Annotated in this window: 24 protein-coding genes and 1 other RNA gene; 18 read left to right on the forward strand and 7 right to left on the reverse strand. The window is 56.8% G+C overall.

Annotated features, from left to right (window positions below):
- Positions 1 to 100: 100 nt before the first annotated feature.
- A complete protein-coding gene (gene serA / locus M2422_RS18390) occupies positions 101 to 1,333 on the forward strand; it encodes a phosphoglycerate dehydrogenase (protein ID WP_023309113.1) in 1,233 nt (410 codons plus the stop codon).
- Positions 1,334 to 1,440: 107 nt separating this feature from the next.
- Here serA and M2422_RS18395 read toward each other — a convergent pair whose 3' ends face one another.
- The 3 genes from M2422_RS18395 to zapA all read right to left on the reverse strand — a co-directional run bounded on the left by M2422_RS18395 (position 1,441) and on the right by zapA (position 2,616).
- Entirely contained in the window at positions 1,441 to 2,037 is a 597-nt protein-coding gene (locus tag M2422_RS18395; protein ID WP_032660084.1) for a 5-formyltetrahydrofolate cyclo-ligase, read from the reverse strand.
- A 24-nt stretch (positions 2,038 to 2,061) separates the two neighbouring features.
- Positions 2,062 to 2,245, reverse strand: a non-coding RNA gene (gene ssrS, locus M2422_RS18400) — 6S RNA.
- 41 nt (positions 2,246 to 2,286) lie between these two features.
- The gene (zapA, locus tag M2422_RS18405) at positions 2,287 to 2,616 is read right to left on the reverse strand and encodes a cell division protein ZapA (protein ID WP_006811891.1); all 330 of its coding nucleotides are present in this window, start codon (positions 2,614 to 2,616) and stop codon (positions 2,287 to 2,289) included.
- 168 nt (positions 2,617 to 2,784) lie between these two features.
- Between zapA and M2422_RS18410 the strand changes: the two genes are divergently transcribed.
- From M2422_RS18410 to M2422_RS18445, 8 genes are all read left to right on the forward strand, one after another.
- Positions 2,785 to 3,363 (forward strand): YecA family protein, encoded by a 579-nt coding sequence (locus M2422_RS18410; RefSeq protein ID WP_023333316.1) that lies wholly within the window; start codon positions 2,785 to 2,787, stop codon positions 3,361 to 3,363.
- Between the two features lie 31 nt (positions 3,364 to 3,394).
- Positions 3,395 to 4,708, forward strand: coding sequence for a Xaa-Pro aminopeptidase (gene pepP, locus M2422_RS18415; protein ID WP_155739952.1), 1,314 nt, complete (start codon positions 3,395 to 3,397; stop codon positions 4,706 to 4,708).
- Positions 4,705 to 5,883, forward strand: coding sequence for a 2-octaprenyl-6-methoxyphenyl hydroxylase (gene ubiH, locus M2422_RS18420; protein ID WP_064673275.1), 1,179 nt, complete (start codon positions 4,705 to 4,707; stop codon positions 5,881 to 5,883). The genes pepP and ubiH overlap by 4 nt, the downstream gene beginning before the upstream one ends.
- Positions 5,884 to 5,895: 12 nt before the next feature.
- Positions 5,896 to 7,098 carry an FAD-dependent 2-octaprenylphenol hydroxylase gene (gene ubiI, locus M2422_RS18425; RefSeq protein ID WP_064673274.1) on the forward strand — a complete coding sequence of 401 codons (1,203 nt, stop codon included), beginning with the start codon at positions 5,896 to 5,898 and terminating at the stop codon, positions 7,096 to 7,098.
- A 397-nt stretch (positions 7,099 to 7,495) separates the two neighbouring features.
- Positions 7,496 to 8,590, forward strand: coding sequence for a glycine cleavage system aminomethyltransferase GcvT (gene gcvT, locus M2422_RS18430; RefSeq protein ID WP_029739208.1), 1,095 nt, complete (start codon positions 7,496 to 7,498; stop codon positions 8,588 to 8,590).
- 23 nt (positions 8,591 to 8,613) lie between these two features.
- On the forward strand, positions 8,614 to 9,003 hold the full coding sequence (gene gcvH / locus M2422_RS18435) for a glycine cleavage system protein GcvH (protein WP_008499718.1): 390 nt from the start codon (positions 8,614 to 8,616) through the stop codon (positions 9,001 to 9,003).
- Positions 9,004 to 9,127: 124 nt separating this feature from the next.
- Positions 9,128 to 12,001 carry an aminomethyl-transferring glycine dehydrogenase gene (gene gcvP / locus M2422_RS18440; protein WP_064673273.1) on the forward strand — a complete coding sequence of 958 codons (2,874 nt, stop codon included), beginning with the start codon at positions 9,128 to 9,130 and terminating at the stop codon, positions 11,999 to 12,001.
- A gap of 70 nt (positions 12,002 to 12,071) precedes the next feature.
- Positions 12,072 to 12,815: an SDR family oxidoreductase gene (locus M2422_RS18445; RefSeq protein WP_032660097.1), complete on the forward strand. Its 744-nt coding sequence runs from the start codon at positions 12,072 to 12,074 to the stop codon at positions 12,813 to 12,815.
- Positions 12,816 to 12,882: 67 nt separating this feature from the next.
- Here the strand turns inward: M2422_RS18445 and bglA are convergent, their stop codons facing one another.
- Both bglA and M2422_RS18455 read right to left on the reverse strand, forming a co-directional pair.
- The gene (bglA, locus tag M2422_RS18450) at positions 12,883 to 14,316 is read right to left on the reverse strand and encodes a 6-phospho-beta-glucosidase BglA (protein ID WP_033146593.1); all 1,434 of its coding nucleotides are present in this window, start codon (positions 14,314 to 14,316) and stop codon (positions 12,883 to 12,885) included.
- Between the two features lie 116 nt (positions 14,317 to 14,432).
- Positions 14,433 to 15,164: a MurR/RpiR family transcriptional regulator gene (locus tag M2422_RS18455; protein ID WP_032660101.1), complete on the reverse strand. Its 732-nt coding sequence runs from the start codon at positions 15,162 to 15,164 to the stop codon at positions 14,433 to 14,435.
- Positions 15,165 to 15,215: 51 nt separating this feature from the next.
- Here M2422_RS18455 and yqfB point away from each other — a divergent pair, with 51 nt between their 5' ends.
- Positions 15,216 to 15,527 (forward strand): N(4)-acetylcytidine aminohydrolase, encoded by a 312-nt coding sequence (gene yqfB / locus M2422_RS18460; protein ID WP_047060448.1) that lies wholly within the window; start codon positions 15,216 to 15,218, stop codon positions 15,525 to 15,527.
- Positions 15,528 to 15,692: 165 nt separating this feature from the next.
- Complete coding sequence (locus tag M2422_RS18465; protein WP_023309101.1) at positions 15,693 to 16,352, forward strand: hemolysin III family protein; 660 nt, start codon at positions 15,693 to 15,695, stop codon at positions 16,350 to 16,352.
- Positions 16,353 to 16,426: 74 nt separating this feature from the next.
- Here M2422_RS18465 and ygfZ read toward each other — a convergent pair whose 3' ends face one another.
- The gene (gene ygfZ, locus M2422_RS18470) at positions 16,427 to 17,407 is read right to left on the reverse strand and encodes a tRNA-modifying protein YgfZ (protein ID WP_029739202.1); all 981 of its coding nucleotides are present in this window, start codon (positions 17,405 to 17,407) and stop codon (positions 16,427 to 16,429) included.
- 294 nt (positions 17,408 to 17,701) lie between these two features.
- On the opposite strand from ygfZ, the gene sdhE reads away from it, so the two are divergent.
- Both sdhE and M2422_RS18480 read left to right on the forward strand, forming a co-directional pair.
- On the forward strand, positions 17,702 to 17,968 hold the full coding sequence (gene sdhE, locus M2422_RS18475) for an FAD assembly factor SdhE (protein WP_010435322.1): 267 nt from the start codon (positions 17,702 to 17,704) through the stop codon (positions 17,966 to 17,968).
- Positions 17,949 to 18,359 (forward strand): protein YgfX, encoded by a 411-nt coding sequence (locus tag M2422_RS18480; RefSeq protein WP_021242050.1) that lies wholly within the window; start codon positions 17,949 to 17,951, stop codon positions 18,357 to 18,359. The genes sdhE and M2422_RS18480 overlap by 20 nt, the downstream gene beginning before the upstream one ends.
- 6 nt (positions 18,360 to 18,365) lie before the next feature.
- Here M2422_RS18480 and fldB read toward each other — a convergent pair whose 3' ends face one another.
- Entirely contained in the window at positions 18,366 to 18,887 is a 522-nt protein-coding gene (gene fldB, locus M2422_RS18485) for a flavodoxin FldB (protein ID WP_064673272.1), read from the reverse strand.
- Between the two features lie 101 nt (positions 18,888 to 18,988).
- Between fldB and xerD the strand changes: the two genes are divergently transcribed.
- The 5 genes from xerD to lysS all read left to right on the forward strand — a co-directional run bounded on the left by xerD (position 18,989) and on the right by lysS (position 25,082).
- On the forward strand, positions 18,989 to 19,885 hold the full coding sequence (gene xerD / locus M2422_RS18490) for a site-specific tyrosine recombinase XerD (protein ID WP_023309098.1): 897 nt from the start codon (positions 18,989 to 18,991) through the stop codon (positions 19,883 to 19,885).
- A gap of 28 nt (positions 19,886 to 19,913) precedes the next feature.
- Positions 19,914 to 20,627 carry a bifunctional protein-disulfide isomerase/oxidoreductase DsbC gene (gene dsbC, locus M2422_RS18495; protein WP_058840910.1) on the forward strand — a complete coding sequence of 238 codons (714 nt, stop codon included), beginning with the start codon at positions 19,914 to 19,916 and terminating at the stop codon, positions 20,625 to 20,627.
- 5 nt (positions 20,628 to 20,632) lie between these two features.
- Positions 20,633 to 22,366, forward strand: coding sequence for a single-stranded-DNA-specific exonuclease RecJ (gene recJ / locus M2422_RS18500; protein WP_064673271.1), 1,734 nt, complete (start codon positions 20,633 to 20,635; stop codon positions 22,364 to 22,366).
- Positions 22,367 to 22,456: 90 nt separating this feature from the next.
- Positions 22,457 to 23,555, forward strand: a protein-coding gene (gene prfB, locus M2422_RS18505; RefSeq protein ID WP_096151315.1) for a peptide chain release factor 2 whose coding sequence is annotated in 2 segments (ribosomal slippage) — positions 22,457 to 22,531 and positions 22,533 to 23,555 — 1,098 coding nt in all. Because the reading frame shifts where the segments join, the coding sequence is not laid out codon by codon here.
- 9 nt (positions 23,556 to 23,564) lie between these two features.
- Positions 23,565 to 25,082 carry a lysine--tRNA ligase gene (gene lysS / locus M2422_RS18510; RefSeq protein ID WP_013098608.1) on the forward strand — a complete coding sequence of 506 codons (1,518 nt, stop codon included), beginning with the start codon at positions 23,565 to 23,567 and terminating at the stop codon, positions 25,080 to 25,082.
- Positions 25,083 to 25,109 lie beyond the last annotated feature (27 nt).

Raw genomic sequence — 25,109 nt, forward strand, 5'->3', positions numbered from 1 at the left:
GCAAACGTTCATATTGCTGCAATAGTTTTTTTTGATATGTTGGCTACAGCGGATTCATATCCAGCACAACATCAGTTCAGACAAAAACAGGGTCGGGTAAATGGCAAAGGTATCACTGGAGAAAGACAAGATTAAATTCCTGCTGGTCGAGGGCGTGCATCAAAAAGCAATCGATAGCCTTCGTGCGGCAGGTTACACCAACATCGAATTTCACAAAGGCGCGCTCGATACCGAAGAGCTGAAAGCGTCCATCCGTGATGCCCACTTCATTGGCCTGCGATCCCGTACTCACCTGACTGAAGAGGTTATTGCCGCGGCGGAAAAGCTGGTGGCTATCGGCTGCTTCTGCATCGGTACCAACCAGGTCGACCTGAATGCTGCCGCCAAACGCGGTATTCCCGTCTTCAACGCCCCGTTCTCCAACACCCGTTCCGTGGCGGAGCTGGTGATTGGCGAACTGCTGCTGCTGCTGCGCGGCATTCCTGAAGCGAACGCCAAGGCGCACCGCGGCGTGTGGAACAAACTGGCGTCCGGCTCATATGAAGCGCGTGGTAAAAAACTGGGGATTATCGGCTACGGCCACATCGGTACGCAGCTCGGTATTCTGGCGGAATCCCTGGGTATGCACGTGTTCTTCTACGATATCGAAAGCAAGCTGCCGCTGGGCAATGCGACCCAGGTTCAACACCTTTCTGACCTGCTGAACATGAGCGACGTGGTGAGCCTGCACGTGCCGGAAAATGCGTCCACCAAGAACATGATGGGCGCGGAAGAGCTGGCGCTGATGAAGCCGGGCTCACTGCTGATCAACGCCGCGCGCGGCACGGTTGTCGATATCCCGGCCCTGGCGGATGCGCTGAAGCGTAAGCACCTGGCGGGCGCGGCCATCGACGTCTTCCCGACGGAACCAGCGACCAACAGCGATCCGTTTACCTCTCCGCTGTGCGAATTCGACAACGTGATCCTGACGCCGCACATCGGCGGCTCTACCCAGGAAGCGCAGGAGAATATCGGTCTGGAAGTGGCGGGTAAGCTGAGCAAATATTCCGACAACGGTTCTACGCTCTCTGCCGTGAACTTCCCGGAAGTGTCTCTGCCGCTGCACGGTGGTCGTCGTCTGCTGCACATCCACGAAAACCGTCCTGGCGTGCTGACCGCGATCAACCAGATCTTTGCCGAGCAGGGCGTCAACATTGCCGCACAGTATCTGCAAACGAACTCGCAGATGGGCTACGTGGTCATTGATATCGAAGCGGATGACGATGTTGCTGAGAAAGCGCTGCAGAGCATGAAGGCGATTCAGGGGACGATTCGCGCGCGTCTGCTGTACTGATGGTGCGAGATAAATGCAAAACGGTAACGATAGTTACCGTTTTTTATGTTTTCACCCTCTCCCTGTGGGAAAGGGCTGGGGTGAGGGCATCAGGCCGCACGCCTGTTTCACCACTCCCACAACTTCGATGGCGTCACTACCGCCGGCAACGGCACATCCCACTTCTCCACCGGCAACGCCTCCACGCCCTGACAATCATGCGCATAACCCACCGGCTGCAACCCGTACTGCTGCCAGTTTTGCAGCGTCCGGTCGTAAAAACCGCCGCCCATCCCTAAACGCTGGCCCTGTTCATCAAACGCCACCAGCGGCGTGATCAGCACATCCAGCTGTGACAGCGGGAGCACGTCGCGCACGTCGAGTTTCGGTTCGGTGATTTTCAGGCGATTTACCACCAGTTCGCTGTGCGGATGGTAGTGCAGAAACAGCAAATTACCTTCGCTGAACGGGTGCAGCACCGGCAGATAGACCTTCTTCCCGGCGCGCCAGAGCTGTTCTATCAGCGGTTGGGTATCCAGCTCTCCATCAAATGACAGAAATAGCGCAACGGTGTGCGCCATCACGACAGGGGGATACGCCATCATACGGGCGGCGGCCTGCTGGGCAAAATGCGCTTGCTGATCGGCGGTTAACGCACGGCGGCGCTGACGAATTAACTGACGGATGTCCTGGCGTGAAGCAGAAACTTCAGGGAATTGGGTCATGGTAGTCGGTAGAAGAAAAGAGAGGGAATCTCCGAGATGCCGCCGCAGGCTGTAACCCTTGAACCCTTGGTTCAAGGTGAATGTGTCGTCATAGTTTTAAGGCTTCTCGGACGGACCGAGCATGCTCACCAACCATGGAGCGCCACATTCTTGTGGTATGAAATATCGGCTCAGGGGACTGGCCCGCTTGCGAACATCTCAGAGAAATTTTGTCTTCACAGTTACTCTACCATAGTCAACTGAGAAGTGTTATTCAAACTTTGGTCCCGGTCTTTCGGGATTGCGACCTTGATCAAGCAATGCCTGTTCTATGGTCTGCTGGAGCATTTTAATGCGCTGCTCCATGCTTGCCGCGTAGTCGCGGGTCTTTGCTTTTTCCTGAGTCAGTTCATAGCTGATGTTCAACGCGGCGATGAAAACCAGCTGCTCAGTATTTGTGACTCTAGTGCGTTCTTTTAGATCTTGCAACCGCTGATTCAAATCGTCCGCTGCCTGATTCAAAGCATCCCTTTGTTCAGGCGGACAATTCACTCGCAGTGAACGGCCAAAAATCTGGAGATCGACGGGTTGTGCAGACATGCCACCTTCCTGCTGATTGACTGCGCTGCCTTCGCTTACTGCCCCGGGGGCTGCGAAGGGGCGACACTATAGCTACCCTGATGTGAAGATACAAGCCCTTTTCTGGTATCACCAGGGTCCAAAGTGGTAGCATATCATGAAACTTCCCCCCTTTGATGACGAATGCTCATGTCTATACAGAACGAAATGCCTGGTTACAAGGATTTAAACCAGTTACTGAACCAGCAGGGAATCGGTTTAACCCCTGCCGAAATGCACGGTCTGATCAGTGGCATGCTGTGCGGCGGAAACAGCGACAGCTCATGGCAGCCGCTGATCCACGACCTCACGAACGAAGGGCTGGCGTTTGGTCACGAGCTGGCGGAAGCGCTGCGTAAAATGCACGCCGCAACCAGCGATTCGCTGGAAGACGATGGCTTCCTTTTTCAGCTTTATCTGCCTGAAGGCGACGACGTCAGCGTGTTCGATCGCGCCGATGCGCTGGCCGGCTGGGTAAACCACTATCTGCTGGGGCTCGGCGTGACGCAGCCTAAACTGGATAAAGTGACCGGCGAAGCGGGTGAAGCGATCGACGACCTGCGTAACATCGCCCAGCTCGGCTACGATGAAGACGAAGACCAGGAAGAGCTGGAAATGTCTCTTGAAGAGATTATCGAGTACGTGCGCGTGGCGGCACTGCTGTGCCACGATAACTTCACGCGCTCTCAGCCGACCGCGCCGGAAGTCCGCAAGCCAACCTTACATTAAGAAAAATAACGCACAGGAGGGTGTCATGGTTATCTCGAGTCAAGAGTATTCCCGCCGCCGTCAGGCGCTGCTGGCAACAATGCAGCCGGGCAGCGCCGCGCTGATTTTTGCTGCGCCCGAAGTCACGCGCAGCGCCGACAGCGAATACCCCTATCGCCAGAGCAGCGATTTCTGGTACTTCACCGGCTTTAACGAGCCGGAAGCGGTGCTGGTGCTGATTAAGAGCAATGACACCCACAACCACAGCGTGATTTTCAACCGCGTGCGCGATCTGACGGCCGAAATCTGGTTTGGTCGCCGCTTAGGCCAGGAGGCCGCACCGGCGAAGCTGGGCGTTGACCGCGCGCTGGCGTTTAGCGAAATCAACCAGCAGCTCTATCAGCTGCTTAACGGCCTCGACGTGCTCTATCACGCGCAGGGTGAATATGCCTACGCCGATGAGATTGTTTTCACCGCGCTGGATAAGCTGCGCAAAGGCTCGCGGCAGAACCTGTCCGCGCCGGCCACGCTGACGGACTGGCGTCCGGTGGTGCATGAAATGCGCCTGTTCAAGTCTGAAGAAGAGCTGAATTTGATGCGTCGTGCGGGCGAAATCAGCGCCCTGGCGCACACCCGCGCCATGGAAAAGTGCCGTCCCGGGATGTTCGAATACCAGCTGGAAGGCGAAATGCATCACGAATTTAACCGCCACGGCGCGCGTTATCCCTCCTACAACACCATTGTTGGCGGCGGAGAAAACGGCTGCATTCTGCACTACACCGAAAACGAAAGCGCGCTGCGCGACGGCGATCTGGTCCTGATTGACGCCGGTTGCGAATACCAGGGCTACGCGGGGGACATCACCCGTACCTTCCCGGTGAACGGTAAATTCTCACCGGCACAGCGCGCCATTTATGACATTGTCCTGGAATCGCTTGAGACGGCGCTCAGGCTGTATCGTCCCGGTACCTCCATGCAGGAAGTGACCGGCGAAGTGGTGCGCATCATGATTACCGGTCTGGTCAGGCTCGGGATCCTGAAAGGGGAGGTCGATATCCTGATCGCTGAAAATGCGCATCGACCGTATTTCATGCACGGCCTAAGCCACTGGCTGGGGCTGGATGTGCATGACGTTGGCGCGTACGGCACCGACCGTTCGCGCGTGCTGGAGCCGGGCATGGTGTTAACCGTGGAGCCAGGCCTGTATATCGCACCGGATGCCGACGTGCCTGAAGAGTACCGCGGAATTGGCATTCGCATCGAAGACGACATCGTGATCACCGAAACCGGTAACGAAAACCTGACCGCGAGCGTCGTGAAAAACGCTGACGATATCGAGGCGCTGATGGCAGCGGCACGCGCATGAGCGTGATTATCGTTGGCGGCGGCATGACCGGGGCCACGCTGGCGCTGGCCATTTCGCATTTGACGAAGGGGCAGCTTCCGGTGCACCTGGTTGAAGCTATCGCACCGCAGGCGAAAAATCATCCCGGTTTTGATTCCCGCGCGATTGCCCTGGCGCAGGGCACCTGCCAGCAGCTGTCCCGCATTGGCATCTGGCAGGCCATCGCCGATTGCGCGACGGCAATTAAAACCGTTCACGTAAGCGATCGCGGCCATGCTGGCTTTGTCACGCTGGACGCGCAGGATTACCGCATTGACGCGCTGGGTCAGGTTGTTGAACTCCACGACGTCGGATTGCGTCTGTTCCGTCTGCTCCAGGATGCGCCGGGCGTCACGCTGCATTGTCCGGCGCGCGTGGCCGGCGTGAGCCGCAGTGAGGCGTCGGTCAGCGTGACGCTGGAAAACGGCACCGTGCTTGAAGGCCAGCTTCTGGTCGCCGCGGACGGCTCGCGTTCGGCGCTCGGCACGCAGTGTGGCGTCGAGTGGCGTCAGCAGCCCTACGGGCAGGTTGCGGTCATTGCGAACGTCTCTACCGCAGCAGAACACCACGGCAGGGCGTTTGAACGCTTTACGCAGCATGGCCCGCTGGCGATGCTGCCGATGTCGGACGGGCGCTGTTCGCTTGTCTGGTGTCATCCGCAGGATAAGGCTGAAGAGGTTAAAGCCTGGTCCGATGAACGTTTTTGTACCGAGCTGCAAAAAGCCTTTGGCTGGCGGCTGGGGCGTATTACCCATGCTGGCCAGCGGGCGGTCTACCCGCTTTCCCTGACGACAGCGTCTCAGTCCATCTCCCATCGTCTGGCGCTTGTCGGTAATGCCGCGCAGACGCTGCACCCCATCGCTGGGCAGGGGTTCAACCTTGGCCTGCGTGATGTCATGAGCCTGGCGGAAACCCTTGCTCAGGCATGGGGTGAGCAAAAAGACTGTGGCGCATACCCGGTGCTCAGCCATTACCAGAAGCGCCGCCAGGTGGATAAAGAGGCGACGATTGGCGTCACCGACGGCTTAGTCCATCTCTTTGCCAATCGCTGGGCGCCGCTGGTTGCAGGCCGCAACCTCGGGCTGATGGCGATGGAATTATTCATTCCGGCACGTGACGTGCTGGCGCAGCGGACTCTTGGTTGGGTCGCGCGTTAAGGAGTTATCACCGTGCAAAATGTTGATGTTGCCATCGTTGGCGGCGGTATGGTCGGACTGGCTCTGGCCTGTGGTTTACAGGGCAGCGGCCTGCGCGTGGCGGTGCTGGAGCAAAAGCAGCCTCAGCCCGTTGCGCCAGATGCCCCGCCGGAACTCCGCGTCTCGGCGATCAATGCCGCCAGCGAGAAATTGCTGACGCACCTTGGCGTCTGGGCAGATATTGTGGCGCAGCGCGCCAGCTGCTACCACGGCATGGAAGTGTGGGATAAAGACAGCTTTGGTCATATTGCTTTTGATGATGAAAGCATGGGCTACAGCCATCTGGGTCATATCGTCGAAAACGCGGTGATCCACCACGCGCTGTGGCAGAAAGCGCAGCAGTGCAGCGACGTGACGCTGATTGCGCCTGCGCAGATCCAGCAGGTGGCGTGGGGTGAAAACGAGGCGTTTATCACCTTACAGAGCGGCGACATGCTGACCGCGCGTCTGGTGGTCGGTGCTGACGGTGCGAACTCCTGGCTGCGGAATAAAGCCGATATCCCGCTGACCTTTTGGGACTATCGTCATCACGCTCTGGTTGCCACGATCCGTACCGAGGAGCCGCACGGCGGCGTGGCGCGGCAGATTTTCCACAACGACGGCATTCTGGCGTTCCTGCCGCTTGCCGATCCGCACCTGTGCTCGATTGTCTGGTCCCTGGTGCCTGAAAAAGCCCAGCTGATGGAGGAGGCGACGCCGGATGCCTTTAACCAGGCGCTGTGCATGGCGTTTGATAACCGCCTTGGCTTGTGCACCCTTGAAAGCGAGCGGCAGGTGTTCCCGTTAACCGGCCGCTACGCGCGTCAGTTTGCCGCGCACCGTCTGGCGCTGGTGGGGGATGCGGCGCATACCATTCATCCGCTGGCCGGGCAGGGCGTTAACCTTGGCTTTATGGACGCGGCGGAGCTGGTTGAGGAACTGCGTCGCCTGCACCGCGAAGGCAAAGATATCGGCCAGCATCTCTACCTGCGTCGCTACGAGCGCAGCCGTAAGCACAGTGCGGCGATGATGCTGGCGGGCATGCAGGGCTTCCGCGAGCTGTTTGCCGGCGCAAATCCGGCGAAAAAATTGCTGCGCGATATTGGTCTTAAACTGGCCGATACGCTTCCTGGCGTCAAACCTCAACTCCTCCGTCAGGCGATGGGTCTTAACGACCTGCCGGACTGGCTACGTTAATTTAGACCCCTGTCACACTTTATTTTCCCGGCCTCTGCGCCGGGGAAATTCCCTCGTTTGAAATATTCTAATTTCACGTCATTTTTCGCATTAGAAAATCTAATCTACGGGATTTTATGTTACGGAAATTCGGCCCGTTTTTCCGCATGAAATATCACCATGTGCTAAATCCTGTTAGATCATTGTTAATTTTGTGCGGGGTTAATCGCATTTTTCCAGTGAATAACTCTGTAGGCTTTTTAGCGTTTTTTGGTCATAAGCTAATGTGATGACCCGTTTTACCTTATGGTTAACCGCCGGTTTCGGTGGTAAGTTCGGGTAAAAGAGAACGTTTGCGTCGGCGCCAGGTGACGGGGCCGATACCGGGTTTCACGGTGAATTTTTCAACGAGGACAAGATGGCTCAACAGACTCCTTTGTACGAACAACACGTGTTATGCGGCGCCCGCATGGTGGACTTCCATGGCTGGATGATGCCGCTGCACTACGGCTCGCAGATTGATGAGCACCACGCGGTGCGCACCGATGCCGGTATGTTCGACGTGTCCCACATGACGATTGTCGATCTGCGCGGTAGCCGCACCCGGGAGTTTTTGCGTTATCTGCTGGCAAACGACGTCGCCAAACTGAAAACGCCGGGTAAAGCGCTCTATACCGGCATGCTGAACGCCTCGGGCGGCGTGATTGATGACCTTATCGTCTACTACTTCACTGAAGATTTCTTCCGCCTCGTTGTCAACTCCGCCACCCGCGAAAAAGACCTCTCCTGGATCACCCAACACGCCGAACCTTATGCCATCGACATCACCGTCCGTGACGATCTGTCGCTGATCGCCGTGCAGGGGCCGAACGCGCAGGCGAAAGCCGCGTCTCTGTTTAACGACGAGCAGCGCAAAGCAACCGAAGGCATGAAGCCGTTCTTCGGCGTGCAGGCGGGCGATCTGTTTATCGCCACCACCGGCTACACCGGTGAAGCGGGCTACGAAATTGCGATGCCGAACGAGAAGGCCGCTGATTTCTGGCGCGCGCTGGTGGAAGCGGGCGTGAAGCCTGCGGGTCTGGGCGCGCGCGATACTCTGCGTCTGGAAGCGGGGATGAACCTCTACGGTCAGGAGATGGATGAAGGCGTCTCTCCGCTGGCCGCCAACATGGGCTGGACCATCGCATGGGAACCGGCTGACCGTGACTTTATTGGCCGCGAAGCGCTGGAGATGCAGCGCGAGAAGGGTACTGAACAGCTGGTGGGTCTGGTGATGACCGAGAAGGGCGTGCTGCGCGGTGAACTGCCGGTGCGCTTTACCGATGCTGACGGCAATCCTCGCGAAGGCGTGATCACCAGCGGTACCTTCTCCCCGACGCTGGGCTACAGTATTGCACTGGCACGCGTGCCGGCGGGCATTGGCGAAACGGCGGTGGTGCAAATCCGCAACCGCGAAATGCCGGTCAACGTGACCAAACCGATTTTTGTTCGCGCCGGTAAGCCGGTCGCCTAATCATTTTTATCAGGAGAACTTCAATGAGCAATGTGCCAGCAGAACTGAAATACAGCAAAGAACACGAGTGGCTGCGCAAAGAGGCGGACGGCACTTACACCGTAGGGATCACCGAGCACGCGCAAGAGCTGCTGGGCGACATGGTGTTTGTTGACCTGCCTGACGTGGGCACGACCGTTAGCGCGGGCGACGACTGCGCCGTGGCGGAGTCCGTAAAAGCGGCATCTGACATCTATGCTCCTGTGAGCGGCGAAATCGTTGCCGTCAACGACGCGCTGAGCGATTCGCCAGAGCTGGTGAACAGCGAGCCTTATGAAGGCGGCTGGATCTTCAAGATCAAAGCCAGCGACGAATCTCAGGTTGCCGCGCTGCTGGATGCGACCGCGTACGAAGCACTGTTAGAAGACGAGTAATCGTTTATCCCCCTCTCCTTTCGGGAGAGGGCAGGGGCGAGGGTGCCCATCTTCCCCTCACCCTAACCCTCTCCCAGAGGGAGAGGGAACTTAAATTCACTGCACGTTTCAGGAACCATCGCTCATGACACAGACTTTAAGCCAGCTTGAAAACCGTGGCGCCTTCATTGAACGTCACATTGGGCCGGATGCTCAGCAACAGCAGGAGATGCTGAAGACAGTTGGCGCGGATTCATTAAACGCACTTATCGGCCAGATTGTGCCAAAAGACATCCAGCTTGCCACGCCGCCTCAGGTGGGGGAAGCCACCACGGAATTCGCCGCGCTGGCGGAGCTGAAGGCTATCGCAGGCCTGAACAAGCGCTATAAGTCTTACATTGGCATGGGCTACACCAACGTGCAGTTACCGCCGGTTATCCTGCGCAACATGCTGGAAAACCCGGGCTGGTACACCGCTTACACCCCGTATCAGCCGGAAGTCTCTCAGGGCCGTCTGGAAGCGCTGCTGAACTTCCAGCAGGTGACGCTGGATCTGACCGGTATGGATATCGCCTCCGCCTCGCTGCTGGATGAAGCGACCGCCGCCGCCGAAGCAATGGCGATGGCAAAACGCGTGAGCAAGCTGAAAAATGCCAACCGCTTCTTCGTGGCGGCGGACGTGCATCCTCAGACGCTGGACGTGGTGCGCACCCGTGCGGAAACCTTCGGCTTTGACGTGATTGTCGACGACGCTGACAAAGTGCTGGATCACCAGGACGTCTTCGGCGTGCTGCTGCAGCAGGTGGGGACAACGGGCGAAGTACACGACTACGGCGCGCTGATTGCCGAGCTGAAAACCCGCAAAGTGGTTGTCAGCGTTGCCGCCGATTTTATGGCGCTGGTGCTGCTGACGGCGCCGGGTAAACAGGGCGCGGATATCGTATTCGGTTCAGCGCAACGCTTCGGCGTGCCGATGGGCTACGGCGGCCCGCACGCGGCGTTCTTCGGCGCGAAAGATGAATTCAAACGCTCTATGCCAGGCCGCATCATCGGCGTCTCAAAAGACGCTGCCGGTAACACCGCGCTGCGCATGGCGATGCAAACCCGCGAGCAGCACATCCGCCGCGAGAAAGCGAACTCCAACATCTGTACCTCCCAGGTGCTGCTGGCAAACATCGCCAGCCTGTACGCCGTGTTCCACGGCCCGGCTGGTCTGAAATGCATTGCCAGCCGCATTCACCGTCTGGCTGATATTCTGGCCTGCGGTCTGCAGCAGAAAGGCCTTAAGCTGCGCCACGCTCACTACTTCGACACCCTGTGTGTGGAAGTGGCGGACAAAGCGGCCGTGCTGGCGCGCGCGAATGCAGCAGAGATCAACCTGCGCAGCGACATCCACAACGCCGTCGGCATTACGCTGGATGAAAGCACCACCCGCGACGATATCCTGAACCTGTTCAGCGTGTTGCTGGGTGACGCGCACGGTCTGGACATTGATGCGCTCGACAAAGAGGTCGCGCTCGACAGCCGCTCCATTCAGGAAAGCATGCTGCGTAACGATGCGATCCTGACGCATCCGGTGTTTAACCGCTACCACAGCGAAACCGAGATGATGCGCTATATGCACTCTCTGGAGCGCAAGGATCTGGCGCTGAACCAGGCGATGATCCCGCTGGGCTCCTGCACCATGAAGCTGAACGCCGCGGCGGAGATGATCCCGATCACCTGGCCTGAATTCTCCGAGCTGCACCCGTTCTGCCCGCCAGAGCAGGCGGAAGGTTATCATATGATGATCAACCAGCTTTCCGACTGGCTGGTGAAATTGACCGGTTATGACGCGCTCTGCATGCAGCCGAACTCCGGCGCGCAGGGCGAATACGCGGGTCTGCTGGCGATCCGTCACTATCACGAAAGCCGCAACGAAGGTCACCGCGATATCTGCCTGATCCCAAGCTCCGCCCACGGTACCAACCCGGCCTCTGCCCAGATGGCGGGCATGGAAGTGGTGGTGGTGGCGTGCGATAAGAACGGCAACATCGATCTGGTCGACCTGCGTGCGAAAGCCGAGCAGGCGGGCGACAAGCTCTCCTGCATCATGGTGACCTACCCGTCTACCCACGGCGTGTACGAAGAGACCATCCGTGAAGTGTGCGAAGTGGTGCACCAGTTCGGCGGTCAGGTTTACCTCGACGGCGCGAACATGAACGCTCAGGTGGGCATTACCTCTCCGGGCTTTATCGGCGCGGACGTGTCGCACCTGAACCTGCACAAAACCTTCTGCATCCCGCACGGCGGTGGCGGCCCGGGCATGGGCCCAATCGGCGTGAAAGCGCACCTGGCACCGTTTGTACCGGGCCACAGCGTAGTGCAGATTGAAGGCATGCTGACCCGTCAGGGCGCGGTCTCTGCGGCACCGTTCGGTAGCGCCTCTATCCTGCCAATCAGCTGGATGTACATCCGCATGATGGGCGCGGAAGGGCTGAAGCAGGCGAGCCAGGTGGCGATCCTGAACGCCAACTATATTGCGACTCGTCTGAAGTCTGCCTTCCCGGTGCTCTATACCGGCCGCGACGGTCGCGTGGCGCACGAGTGCATCCTCGATATTCGTCCTCTGAAAGAAGCGACGGGCATCAGCGAGCTGGATATCGCCAAGCGCTTGATTGACTACGGCTTCCACGCGCCAACCATGTCGTTCCCGGTTGCGGGTACGCTGATGGTGGAGCCAACGGAATCTGAAAGCAAAGCCGAGCTGGACCGCTTTATCGACGCGATGCTGGCCATCCGCATGGAGATCGATCGCGTGCAGGACGGCGAGTGGACGCTGGAAGATAACCCGCTGGTTAACGCCCCGCACACCCAGCACGAAATGGTGGCAGAGTGGAACCACGGTTATTCCCGCGAGCTGGCCGTCTTCCCTGCAGGCGTGGCAAACAAATACTGGCCGACCGTGAAGCGTCTTGATGACGTGTACGGCGACCGTAACCTGTTCTGCTCCTGCGTGCCGATGAGCGAATACCAGTAATATTATTGGTGTAGTCATAAAGGCCGGGTAAGGCGAAGCCGCCACCCGGCTTTTTTATTGGGAGAAGAAAATGGCAATAGCACTGGTCACCGGCGCCAGCCGGGGCATTGGGAAAGCCACCGCGCTGCAGCTGGCGCGCGAAGGCTACACCGTGGCGGTGAACTATCACCACAACATTAAAGCCGCGACGGACGTGATCAACCAGATCGTTGAAGCGGGCGGTAAAGCCTTTGCCGTCCGCGCGGATATCAGTGATGAAGCCCAGGTGCTGGCGATGTTTGACAGCCTCGATCGTGAAGGCGAGCCGCTTCGTGCGCTGGTCAATAATGCGGGCATTCTGTTTGAGCAATCCACTATCGAGAACCTTTCCGCTGAGCGCATTAACCGCGTCCTGGCGACCAACGTCACGGGCTACTTTCTCTGCTGCCGGGAAGCGGTAAAACGCATGTCCTTCAGGCATGGCGGCAAGGGTGGGGCGATAGTGAACGTCTCTTCCGCCGCGTCGCGCCTGGGCGCGCCGGGTGAATATGTGGATTATGCCGCGTCCAAGGGGGCGGTCGATTCGCTGACAACCGGGCTATCGCTGGAAGTGGCGGCGCAGGGCATTCGCGTCAACTGCGTGCGTCCGGGTCTAATTTATACCGATATTCATGCGTCCGGCGGAGAGCCGGGGCGAGTGGATCGCGTGAAATCGTTGCTGCCGATGCAGCGCGGCGGCCAGCCGGAAGAGGTGGCGCAGGCGATTGTCTGGCTGCTGAGCGAGAAGGCGTCGTACGTAACGGGCAGTTTTATTGAGTTGGCGGGCGGGAAGTAAACCCCTCACCCTAACCCTCTCCCAAAGGGAGAGGGGATCAAGCGTAGCGCCGCCCGGCGTTACGGCGTTAAAGTTTCTCGCCGTTGCTGGCAATCACTTCCTTATACCAGTTAAAGCTCTTCTTGCGTGAACGCGACATGTCGCCCGTGCCGTCGTCGTGCTTGTTCACGTAGATAAAGCCGTAGCGCTTGCTGTACTGGCCGGTGGTGAACGACACGCAGTCGATGCAGCCCCATGGCGTATAGCCCATCAGATCCACGCCGTCGTGCGTCACGGCTTTGATCATCTCTTCCACGTGGGCACGCAGGTAGTCGATGCGATAGTCGTCGTTGATGCTGCCGTCTTCTTCCACCTTATCGTAGGCGCCGAACCCGTTTTCCACGATAAACAGCGGTTTCTGATAACGTTCATACAGTTCGCACAGGGAATAGCGCAGGCCTACCGGATCGATCTGCCAGCCCCAGTCGGATGCCTTCACGTGCGGGTTTGGCACGCTGCCTTCGAAGCCGGAAATCGCATCGCCGGTACCGCCTTCCGCTTTCACCGCGTTGGTCATGTAGTAGCTGAAACCTAAGTAGTCGCAGGTACCTTCACGCAGGATCTGCTCGTCGCCTGCCTCCATTTTGATGGAGAAGCCGCGGCGCTCCCACTCGTTCAGCACGTAGGACGGGTAGTAACCACGCAGCTGGACGTCGGTAAAGACATAGCGCTCGCGCATGGATTCCTGGGCGAACATCACGTCTTCCGGTTTGCAGGAGAACGGATAGAGCGCCACCATGGCCAGCATGCAGCCGACTTTCATCTCAGGGTTGATGCGGCGCGCGGCTTTCACAGCCAGGGCGCTGGCCACAAACTGGTGGTGCAGGACCTGGTACATGGTCTCTTCCGGATTGTCATGTTCGGTATAGACCACGCCCGAGCAGCAGTAACCGAACAGCGGCGCGCGCCAGTTACGCTGGTTATTGATTTCGTTGAAGGTCATCCAGTATTTGACCTTGTTTTTGTAGCGCTCAAAAACCACTTCCGCGAAGCGCACGAAGAAATCGACCACTTTACGGTTGGTCCAGCTGCCGTACTCCTGTACCAGGTGCAGCGGCATTTCGAAGTGGGAGAGGGTGATCACCGGTTCGATGTTGTATTTCAGCAGCTCGTCGAACATGTCGTCGTAGAACTTCAGCCCCTCTTCGTTTGGCTGCGTTTCGTCACCTTTCGGGAAGATGCGCGTCCAGGCGATAGAGGTGCGGAAGCACTTGAAACCCATCTCGGCAAACAGCTTGATGTCTTCTTTATAGTGGCCGTGGAAGTCGATGGCCTCGTGGTTTGGGTAGTATTTACCCGGCACTACTTCCTGCGTGATTTCGCGCGGCACGCCGTGCGCGCCGCCGGTCAATACGTCACAAATGCTTGGCCCTTTGCCGCCTTTGTTCCAGCCGCCTTCAACCTGGTGAGCGGCAACCGCGCCGCCCCATAAAAAATCTTTTGGTAAGGTCAATTTTTTCATCGCTGCTCTTCTCAATAAATGGCTTATTGGCATCGAGTCTAGCAAAGCGAAATTGAATGTCACGATATAACAATTCCCAGTAAATGTGATTTGTTACACCAAAAAAACAGGGTGTTTTATTCTGTGAGTTTCTTCGCCAGTTTACGTCCGAGAGATTCCAGAATATAAATGACGGGAATTTGCGTGGTGATGTCATAGACGCCTGCAATACGCGTCTGAGGAACATGCCAGGATAGATTAAAGTCCGCCAGTTTTGCGAGACGCGAGTGCTCGTGGCTGGTAATAGAGAGCACCTTGCAGTGATGCAGGCTGAACTGGCTGGCGAAGCGCAGGATCTCCTCGGTCTCGCCCGAGACGGAGAGCACAATCGCCAGAGCATTTTTCGCCATATCATTGGTGACCGGGAAATAAGGGTCATCAATATGGTTACTGAATTTCCCGATATTAGAAAAGAAGCGTGCGCCATATTTTGCCAGCGAACCCGATGTTCCGGCACCGACAAATATAATTCGCTCTGACGATAAAATAATATCAACCGCCTTATCTAATAACGCATCGAACTCTTCATTATTCACGCTTTTAAAAAAGCTGATAATTTCGCTGGCACCGAAATTCGCCTGCTGGGGCTCGTTCTGTTCAAGATAAAGCTTAAAGCGCACCCGAAATTCAGAATACCCTTCGCAGTTAAGCTTGCGGCAAAAGCGCAGGATAGTCGTGGTTGAGACGTCTGCCGCATCCGCCAGCTCGCGGATGGTCATGTACATCACTTTGTCACGATTTTTTATGACATAGTTGTAGACCATCATCTCCAGGTTATTGAGACTGGCAATGGCGGAATGGGAGAACATGCTCACAATGGCTACACTCACTCATCAGACTTTTCTTCAGGGAATAATAACATGCAGCCAAACGACATCACTTTTTTTCAGCGCTTTCAGGACGACATCCTGGCCGGGCGTAAAACCATCACTATCCGGGATAAAAGTGAATCCCATTTCAAAACCGGCGATATCCTGCGGGTGGGGCGTTATGAGGATGATGGTTATTTTTGCACCATTGAAGTAACAGGAACGTCAACCGTTACGTTCGACACATTGACGCAAAAACATGCTGAACAGGAGAACATGACCCTGGATGAATTGAAAAGCGTGATCGCAGAGATCTACCCCAGGCAGAACCAGTTTTATGTAATTGATTTTAAATGTTTATAATTGAAATCGAAACGCACGTTCGCTGAAATTAAAGTGTAACTGTCTGATTGTAATTTAGAAACGTTATGTTTAACTTTATTTTAGCTAACAGGTGTTCACTGGAATCATTCTCAGTTAGCATAGTTATGCGATGAATAATCATCTTTTGTTTTCCCGGAGTTTTGTATGGTGAGCAGACCATTAATCGCACAGGGATATTCGCTGGCTGAGGAAGTAGCCAACAGCATCAGCCACGGCATTGGCCTGGTGTTTGGGATTGTCGGTTTAGTGTTATTGCTGGTGCAGGCGGTGGACGCCAATGCCAGCGCGATGGCCATTACCAGCTACAGCCTGTATGGCGGGAGTATGATCCTGCTGTTCCTGGCGTCGACGCTGTATCACGCGATCCCGCATCAGCGGGCCAAGATGTGGCTCAAGAAATTTGACCACTGTGCTATCTATCTTCTGATTGCAGGCACTTACACACCGTTTTTGCTGGTGGGGCTTAACTCACCGCTGTCGCGTGGCCTGATGATTGTTATCTGGAGCCTGGCACTGCTGGGGATCCTGTTTAAGCTGACCATCGCGCACCGGTTTAAGGTGCTGTCACTGGTCACCTATCTGACAATGGGCTGGCTGTCGCTGATTGTGGTGTATCAACTGGCGGTCAAACTGTCGGTAGGAGGCGTAACGCTTCTGGCCTTAGGCGGCGTGGTGTACTCGCTCGGCGTGATTTTCTACGTCTGCAAGCGCATCCCGTACAACCATGCCATCTGGCACGGCTTTGTGCTGGGCGGCAGCGTATGCCACTTTTTGGCGATCTATTTGTACGTGGGGCAGGTGTAGTTTTTTCCATCGTGCGGGCGGTTGCCCTCACCCCGGCCCTCTCCCACAGGGAGAGGGATGGCACCTGGATACGATTACTCTTCTAACGAATATGGCAACGGCTCGATGCTCAGCGTGTTCGCATCGTCACGCACGCGGAACACGCTGTCGGCTTCCATGTCGTTGTTCATGACGGCCTGTACCAAAAGACGTCCATCATCGAGCTGTACGGCGGCTAACACGGTGCCGGTGCGGCGCCAGTTATCACCCATCTTCAGCTCTAAGTCTTCACCCGCTTCAGGTACACGGCTGGCATGGCCCGCCAGCGTCCACAGCGCTCGTTTGTTAGCTCCGCGGAATTTTGCACGCGCCACCATCTCCTGGCCGGTATAACAGCCCTTTTTAAAGCTGATACCCCCCAGCGCCTGCAGGTTCGTTGCCTGAGGAATGAACTGCGCGCTGTTTGCGGCGTCAATCACCGGCAGACCCGCTTCGATATTCAGCGCCAGCCACTGCTGACTGTTGTTGAGCTGCGCTTCGCCGCGCAGCGCTTCTGTCACGCGTTCGGCCGTTGCCGCATCCGTGACTAACAGGAAACGCTCCGCAGGGTGTTCAAACCACAGGATGGAGGTCGCGCCTTCGCTGACCACCTGCTTTTCTGCATCCGGCAGTTCGCTGAAGAGATTTTTCAGCGCCGCACGCGCCTGAAAACCGGCCACTCCCAGCAGGACATGTTCGTCGTCCGGGGCGATAGTGACTTTGGAGAAGACCGCGTACTTCTTCAGCTCTTTGAGCTGGGCCTCTTGCAGGCTGCGGCGCTCAATAAAGGCAAAGCCGTCCTGACGGCGGAAGAGTCGCAGGTTGCTCCACATTTTGCCTTTTGGATCGCAATGCGCTGCCAGCAGGTGCTGGTGTTCGGTCATCTGGCTGACGTCGGCGGTCACCTGGCCCTGCAGATATTTTTCGGCGTCGGCACCGGTGAGCGTTGCCAGCGCCCAGTCATCAAGAGAAATAAGCGTCAGCGGCAGACGCGCAGAGGCGGCGGGCTGGCGAGGAGAAAATGGTGTAAATGCCATAACGATATCCTGAATTGCTTAACGCTTTGATAATGCCTAATGGTAAAAGAGCCTGCAGGCAATGCAAGCGCTTTCAACAGACCATTTGTGCCCTAAACCAGTTATGCGTAGCGCTACGCAAAATAATGTAATCCGCTGTCTTTGTAGGGATTATTCTGGAAGCCTGCTCGGCGATCGCAATATTCCAGTAATGAAACGGTCAAAAACACGTTACACTAGCTGGTGTCCCCGTAGAGAAATAAAGAACACTGAACGGGGTCCCGACTGTGCCAAACGTAATGCAGGAAACTGAACATGGATATTAACAACAAGGCCCGTATTCACTGGGCGTGCCGTCGCGGCATGCGTGAACTTGATATTTCCATCATGCCTTTCTTCGAATATGAGTATGACAGCTTAAGCGATGATGATAAGCGTCTGTTTGTTCGCCTGCTTGAGTCTGACGATCCGGATTTATTCAACTGGCTGATGAACCACGGCAAACCCGCCGACACCGAGTTGCAACGGATGGTGCAATTAATTCAAACACGGAATCGGGAACGTGGTCCTGTGGCAATCTGATCTTCGCGTCTCGTGGCGCTCGCAGTGGATGTCTTTATTGCTCCACGGCCTGGTCGCGGCCTTTGTTTTACTGATGCCGTGGCCGCTGAGCTATACGCCGCTGTGGCTGCTGTTACTGTCGTTTGTCGTTTTTGACAGCGTACGCAGCCAGCGTCGCATTAATGCCCGTCAGGGAGAGATTAAATTACTGATGGATTCCCGCCTGCGCTGGCAGGGTAAAGAGTGGGATATTCTCGGTATGCCCTGGATGCTCAACTGCGGCATGATGTTACGGTTACGCAAGGTGGACGGCGGGCGTTGCCAGCATCTGTGGCTGGCGGCTGACAGTATGGATGCTGCCGAGTGGCGAGACCTGCGCCGGATGCTGTTGCAACAGACGACGCAGGGGTAATGCGCGTTAGCTAAACTTTTCAGCCATTTCGCCCAGAATCTGCTCGCACCAGCTTTGCAGGCGCTCATCGCTGAGATCGTACTGGTTGGTTTCATCCAGCGCGAGTCCAACAAACAGTTCGCCGTCGGCAATAATCGGTTTTTTACTGGTGAACTCGTAACCTTCGGTTGGCCAGTAGCCGATAAACGACACTCCTTTCGGCGCCAACTTGTCATGCAGCATGCCGAGCGCGTCCAGGAACCATTCCCCGTAGCCCAGCTGATCCCCCATGCCGTACATGGCAATGATTTTGCCGTCGAGATTGAGTGAATCGAGTTGATCCCAGATGGCTTCCCAGTCTTCCTGTATCTCACCAAAATCCCAGGTTGGGATGCCAAGGATCAGGACATCGTACTGTTCCATCAGCGCGACCGCGTCATCTTTCAGGTTATGCAACGTCACCAGTTCCGGGCCAATGATGTCGCGAATTTTCTCTGCCGCCATTTCGGTGTAGCAGGTGCTGGAACCATAGAACAGACCAATATTCATCGCGTAACTATCTCAATACTTGCTTTGACTTTGCGCGTAGTGTACCAGAAACCGGTCGCAATCAGGCATAATGGCCTGACTGCAAAATCAAAGGGGCTGATGTGGAAAAGGATCTCGCACTGATCGAACAGTTTCTCGACGCGCTGTGGCTGGAGAAAAATCTTGCCGAGAATACCCTCAGCGCCTACCGTCGCGATCTCACCATGCTGGTGGAGTGGCTTGCGCACCGGGGGTTATCCCTTGCGAGCGCGCAGCGTGACGACCTGCAGGCGCTGCTTGGGGAACGTATCGCAGGGGGCTACAAAGCCACCAGTTCCGCGCGTTTGCTTAGCGCCATGCGTCGGCTGTTCCAGCATCTCTACCGTGAGAAGATTCGCGAAGACGATCCCAGCGCGCTGCTGGCTTCCCCTAAGCTTCCGCAGCGGCTGCCAAAAGATCTCAGCGAAGCACAAGTTGAGAGATTATTACAGTCACCGGCTGTTGACCTGCCGCTGGAGTTACGCGATAAAGCCATGCTTGAGCTATTGTATGCTACCGGCTTGCGCGTTTCGGAACTGGTTGGCCTGACGATGAGCGACATCAGCCTGCGTCAGGGCGTGGTGCGCGTCATTGGTAAAGGCAACAAGGAAAGGCTGGTTCCGCTGGGTGAAGAGGCGGTTTACTGGCTGGAAACTTACCTGGAGCATGGTCGTCCGTGGCTGCTCAATGGTACGTCTATCGACGTCCTGTTTCCGAGCCAGCGCGCCCAGCAGATGACGCGGCAAACGTTCTGGCATCGCATCAAGCATTACGCCACACTGGCGGGTATCGATAGTGAAAAGCTTTCGCCGCACGTATTGCGTCACGCCTTCGCGACGCATCTGTTAAACCACGGCGCTGATTTACGCGTGGTGCAGATGCTGCTGGGCCACAGCGATCTTTCCACGACGCAAATTTACACCCATGTCGCGACGGAACGCCTGCGGCAGCTACACCAACAGCACCACCCTCGTGCGTGAGTGCCGACGAATTGTAACAGGATCACATATGAAAAAGACTTTCGCGCTGTTCACCCTGCTGGCAGCTTCATTTACCGGTTTCGCCCATGCGGACGACGCCGCCATCAAACAGTCGCTGGCTAAGCTTGGCGTCACCGGTAGCGATATTCAGCCTGCACCGGTTGCCGGCATGAAAACGGTACTCACCAACAGCGGCGTGCTGTACGTCACCGAAGACGGCAAACACATTATTCAGGGGCCAATGTACGACGTGAGCGGCGCGCAGCCGGTAAACGTCACCAACCAGCTGCTGATGAAAAACCTGAACGCGCTCGAAAAAGAAATGATCGTCTATAAAGCGGCGCAGGAAAAACACGTCATTACCGTCTTCACCGACATCACCTGCGGCTACTGCCACAAGCTGCATGAAGAGATGAAAGACTATAACGCGCTGGGCATTACCGTGCGTTACCTGGCCTTCCCGCGCGCGGGCGTGCAGAGCCAGCCAGAGCAGGACATGAAGGCTATCTGGTGTGCGAAAGACCGCAACAAAGCGTTTGACGACGCGATGAACGGCAAAGACGTTAAGCCGGCCTCCTGCGACATTGATATCGCTAACCACTATGCGCTCGGCGTGCAGTTTGGCGTGAGCGGTACGCCAGCGATTGTCCTGAGCAACGGCTATGTTGTTCCGGGCTATCAGGGACCAAAAGAGATGAAAGAGTTCCTCGACGCGCACCAGAAACAGTTTGGTGGTAAATAATCCGCGTGAAAGCCCCGATAAAATTGCGCCGCCGCGAGGCGGTTGAACCCGTTGATTTACCGGACGATCTCCCGCCGCTGCTTAAGCGCCTCTACGCCAGCCGCGGCGTGCGTCGCGCTGAGGATCTTGAACGCAGCGTGAAAGGGATGCTGCCCTGGCAGCAGCTGAGCGGTATCGAAAAAGCTACCGAAATGCTCTACAACGCGCTTCGAGAGGGAACGCGGATTGTGGTGGTAGGCGATTTCGACGCCGACGGCGCAACCAGCACCGCGCTGAGCGTGCTCAGCCTGCGCGCGCTGGGCTGCGATAACGTCACGTATCTGGTGCCGAACCGTTTTGAAGACGGCTATGGCCTAAGCCCGGAAGTGGTCGATCAGGCCCACGCCCGTGGCGCACAGATGATCATGACCGTCGATAACGGGATCTCCTCCCATGCGGGCGTCGATCATGCTCACGCGCTGGGGATCCCGGTGCTGGTCACCGATCACCACCTGCCGGGTGAAACGCTGCCGGCTGCGGAAGCGATTATTAACCCCAACCTGCGCGACTGCGATTTCCCATCGAAATCCCTCGCAGGCGTGGGCGTAGCGTTTTATCTGATGCTGGCGTTACGGACCCTGCTGCGCGATAAGGGCTGGTTCGACTCTCGCGGCATTGCCGTACCGAACCTGGCCGAATATCTCGATCTGGTGGCGCTGGGCACCGTCGCGGATGTGGTGCCCCTCGATACCAATAACCGCATTTTGACCTGGCAGGGCCTAAGCCGCATTCGGGCGGGCAAGTGCCGTCCGGGGATCAAGGCGCTGCTGGAGATCGCCAACCGCGATCCGCTCAAGCTGGCGGCCAGCGACCTGGGCTTTGCTCTCGGGCCGCGTCTTAACGCAGCCGGAAGGCTGGACGATATGTCCGTCGGCGTGGCGCTGCTGCTGTGCGACAACATCGGTGAAGCGCGCGTGCTGGCCAACGAGCTGGACGCGCTGAACCAGACACGCAAAGAGATTGAGCAGGGGATGCAGGCCGAAGCGCTGACCCTGTGCGAAAAGCTTGAACGCAGCGGCGATACGCTGCCGGGCGGCCTGGCGATGTACCATCCCGAGTGGCATCAGGGCGTGGTGGGCATTCTGGCGTCGCGTATTAAAGAACGTTTCCATCGGCCGGTGATCGCGTTCGCCCCCGCGGGTGACGGCACGCTGAAAGGCTCTGGTCGCTCAATTCAGGGGCTGCACATGCGCGATGCGCTGGAACGTCTCGATACGCTGTATCCGGGTCTGATGATCAAGTTCGGCGGCCATGCGATGGCGGCGGGCCTGTCTCTGGAAGAGGCGAAGTTCGACGAGTTTCAGCGTCTTTTTGGTGAGCTTGTCACCGACTGGATTGACCCGGCCCTGCTGCAGGGGGAAGTGGTTTCCGATGGCGAGCTTTCACCGCTTGAGATGACGATGGACGTGGCGCAAATGCTCCGCGATGCCGGTCCGTGGGGGCAGATGTTCCCGGAACCGCTGTTTGACGGTCGTTTCCGTCTGCTGCAGCAGCGCATCGTCGGCGAACGCCATCTGAAAGTGATGGTCGAGCCCGTGGGCGGTGGACCGCTGCTGGACGGCATTGCCTTCAACGTTGACACGGCGGTATGGCCGGACAACGGCGTGCGCGAGGTCGAGCTGGCGTACAAACTGGACATCAACGAGTTTCGCGGTAACCGCACCCTGCAGATCATCATCGACAATATCTGGCCAATTTAGCGGCAGTAATCTCTATAAAAAAGGGCGTGGATTCGGTACAATCCCGCTCTTATCACCGCATTTTGACAAGTCCATAAAAGAAAACAGACCATGTTTGAAATTAATCCGGTAAAAAACCGTATTCAGGACCTCACGGAGCGCTCTGACGTTCTTAGGGGGTATCTTTGACTACGATGCCAAGAAAGAGCGTCTTGAAGAAGTAAACGCCGAGCTGGAACAGCCGGACGTCTGGAACGAACCTGAACGCGCACAGGCGCTGGGTAAAGAGCGTTCCTCTCTCGAAGCTATCGTAGATACGCTGGATCAAATGGCCCAGGGGCTGGAAGATGTTTCCGGTTTGCTGGAGCTGGCCGTCGAAGCCGACGACGAAGAAACCTTTAACGAAGCCGTGGCAGAACTCGATGTGCTGGAAGAGAAGCTGGCGCAGCTTGAGTTCCGTCGTATGTTCTCCGGCGAATACGACAGCGCTGACTGCTATCTCGATATTCAGGCAGGTTCTGGCGGCACCGAAGCGCAGGACTGGGCCAGCATGCTGACGCGTATGTACCTGCGTTGGGCGGAAGCGCGCGGCTTTAAAACCGAGATTATCGAAGAGTCTGAAGGTGAAGTTGCGGGTCTGAAATCCGTCACCATCAAAATCATTGGCGATTACGCCTACGGCTGGCTGCGTACCGAAACCGGCGTTCACCGCCTGGTGCGTAAGAGCCCGTTCGACTCCGGTGGCCGTCGTCATACCTCCTTCAGCTCCGCGTTTGTTTATCCGGAAGTTGATGAAGATATTGATATCGAAATTAACCCGGCGGACCTGCGTATCGACGTTTATCGCGCATCCGGCGCGGGTGGTCAGCACGTTAACCGTACGGAATCAGCGGTGCGTATTACCCACATTCCTACCGGGTTGGTAACACAGTGCCAGAACGACCGTTCCCAGCATAAGAACAAAGACCAGGCCATGAAGCAGATGAAAGCGAAGCTTTATGAGCTGGAGATGCAGAAGAAAAATGCTGAGAAACAGGCGATGGAAGACAACAAGTCCGACATCGGTTGGGGCAGCCAGATCCGTTCTTACGTCCTTGATGACTCCCGCATCAAAGACCTGCGTACCGGGGTTGAAACCCGCAACACGCAGGCGGTGCTGGACGGCAGCCTGGACCAATTTATCGAAGCAAGTTTGAAAGCAGGGTTATGAGGAACCAACATGTCTGAACAACAAGCACAGGGCGCTGACGCGGTAGTCGATCTTAACAACGAACTGAAAACCCGCCGCGAGAAGCTGGCAGCGCTGCGCGAGCAGGGCGTGCCGTTCCCGAACGATTTTCGTCGTGACCATACCTCAGACCAACTGCACGCTGACTTCGACGCTAAAGAGAACGAAGAGCTGGAAGCGCTGAACATCGAAGTGGCCGTTGCAGGCCGCATGATGACCCGTCGTATCATGGGTAAAGCCTCCTTCGTGACCTTGCAGGACGTTGGTGGCCGTATTCAGCTGTACGTTTCCCGTGACGACCTGCCGGAAGGCATCTACAACGAGCAGTTCAAGAAGTGGGACCTGGGCGATATCCTGGGCGCGAAAGGTAAACTGTTCAAAACCAAAACCGGTGAACTGTCTATCCACTGCACCGAGCTGCGTCTGCTGACCAAAGCCCTGCGCCCGCTGCCGGACAAATTCCACGGCCTGCAGGATCAGGAAGCGCGCTATCGTCAGCGCTACCTGGATCTCATCTCTAACGATGAATCCCGTAAGACCTTCAAAATTCGCTCTCAGATCATGGCCGGTATCCGCCAGTTCATGGTCAACCGCGACTTTATGGAAGTGGAAACCCCAATGATGCAGGTGATCCCTGGCGGCGCGTCTGCGCGTCCGTTCATCACCCATCACAACGCCCTGGACCTGGACATGTACCTGCGTATCGCGCCGGAATTGTACCTGAAGCGTCTGGTGGTCGGTGGTTTCGACCGTGTGTTCGAAATCAACCGTAACTTCCGTAACGAAGGTATCTCCGTTCGTCATAACCCAGAGTTCACCATGATGGAACTCTATATGGCGTATGCGGATTACAAAGATCTGATCGAGCTGACCGAATCCCTGTTCCGCACCCTGGCGCAGGACATTCTGGGCACCACGCAGGTTCCTTACGGTGAAGAAGTCTTCGACTTCGGCAAGCCGTTCGAAAAACTGACCATGCGCGAAGCGATCAAGAAATACCGTCCGGAAACCAATATGGCGGACCTGGATAACTTCGATTCTGCGAAAGCGATCGCGGAAAGCATCGGTATCAAGGTTGAGAAGAGCTGGGGTCTGGGCCGTATCGTGACCGAGATCTTCGAAGAAGTGGCCGAAGCGCACCTGATTCAGCCGACCTTCATCACCGAATACCCGGCTGAAGTCTCTCCGCTGGCGCGTCGTAATGACGAGAACCCGGAAATCACCGATCGCTTCGAATTCTTCATCGGCGGCCGCGAAATCGGCAACGGCTTTAGCGAGCTGAACGATGCGGAAGACCAGGCTCAGCGCTTCCAGGATCAGGTTGACGCGAAAGCGGCAGGCGACGACGAAGCGATGTTCTTCGACGAAGACTACGTGACCGCGCTGGAGCACGGTCTGCCACCAACGGCGGGCCTGGGGATTGGTATCGACCGTATGGTCATGCTGTTCACCAACAGCCACACCATCCGCGACGTGATCCTGTTCCCGGCGATGCGCCCGGTGAAATAAGGCGTTAAGATGTAAAAAAAGCCCCGA

Origin of the sequence: Enterobacter sp. SLBN-59 (genome assembly GCF_024807915.1) — a bacterium.
GTDB classification, from domain to species: domain Bacteria; phylum Pseudomonadota; class Gammaproteobacteria; order Enterobacterales; family Enterobacteriaceae; genus Enterobacter; species Enterobacter asburiae_B.

Excerpts from the sequence above, each read along its gene's own strand:
- serA (WP_023309113.1), top strand. The coding sequence starts at position 101 with ATGGCAAAGGTATCACTGGAGAAAGACAAGATTAAATTCCTGCTGGTC.
- M2422_RS18395 (WP_032660084.1), bottom strand. The coding sequence starts at position 2,037 with ATGACCCAATTCCCTGAAGTTTCTGCTTCACGCCAGGACATCCGTCAG.
- zapA (WP_006811891.1), bottom strand. The coding sequence starts at position 2,616 with ATGTCTGCACAACCCGTCGATCTCCAGATTTTTGGCCGTTCACTGCGA.
- M2422_RS18410 (WP_023333316.1), top strand. The coding sequence starts at position 2,785 with ATGTCTATACAGAACGAAATGCCTGGTTACAAGGATTTAAACCAGTTA.
- ubiH (WP_064673275.1), top strand. The coding sequence starts at position 4,705 with ATGAGCGTGATTATCGTTGGCGGCGGCATGACCGGGGCCACGCTGGCG.
- gcvT (WP_029739208.1), top strand. The coding sequence starts at position 7,496 with ATGGCTCAACAGACTCCTTTGTACGAACAACACGTGTTATGCGGCGCC.
- gcvH (WP_008499718.1), top strand. The coding sequence starts at position 8,614 with ATGAGCAATGTGCCAGCAGAACTGAAATACAGCAAAGAACACGAGTGG.
- gcvP (WP_064673273.1), top strand. The coding sequence starts at position 9,128 with ATGACACAGACTTTAAGCCAGCTTGAAAACCGTGGCGCCTTCATTGAA.
- M2422_RS18445 (WP_032660097.1), top strand. The coding sequence starts at position 12,072 with ATGGCAATAGCACTGGTCACCGGCGCCAGCCGGGGCATTGGGAAAGCC.
- bglA (WP_033146593.1), bottom strand. The coding sequence starts at position 14,316 with ATGAAAAAATTGACCTTACCAAAAGATTTTTTATGGGGCGGCGCGGTT.
- M2422_RS18455 (WP_032660101.1), bottom strand. The coding sequence starts at position 15,164 with ATGTTCTCCCATTCCGCCATTGCCAGTCTCAATAACCTGGAGATGATG.
- yqfB (WP_047060448.1), top strand. The coding sequence starts at position 15,216 with ATGCAGCCAAACGACATCACTTTTTTTCAGCGCTTTCAGGACGACATC.
- M2422_RS18465 (WP_023309101.1), top strand. The coding sequence starts at position 15,693 with ATGGTGAGCAGACCATTAATCGCACAGGGATATTCGCTGGCTGAGGAA.
- ygfZ (WP_029739202.1), bottom strand. The coding sequence starts at position 17,407 with ATGGCATTTACACCATTTTCTCCTCGCCAGCCCGCCGCCTCTGCGCGT.
- sdhE (WP_010435322.1), top strand. The coding sequence starts at position 17,702 with ATGGATATTAACAACAAGGCCCGTATTCACTGGGCGTGCCGTCGCGGC.
- fldB (WP_064673272.1), bottom strand. The coding sequence starts at position 18,887 with ATGAATATTGGTCTGTTCTATGGTTCCAGCACCTGCTACACCGAAATG.
- dsbC (WP_058840910.1), top strand. The coding sequence starts at position 19,914 with ATGAAAAAGACTTTCGCGCTGTTCACCCTGCTGGCAGCTTCATTTACC.
- lysS (WP_013098608.1), top strand. The coding sequence starts at position 23,565 with ATGTCTGAACAACAAGCACAGGGCGCTGACGCGGTAGTCGATCTTAAC.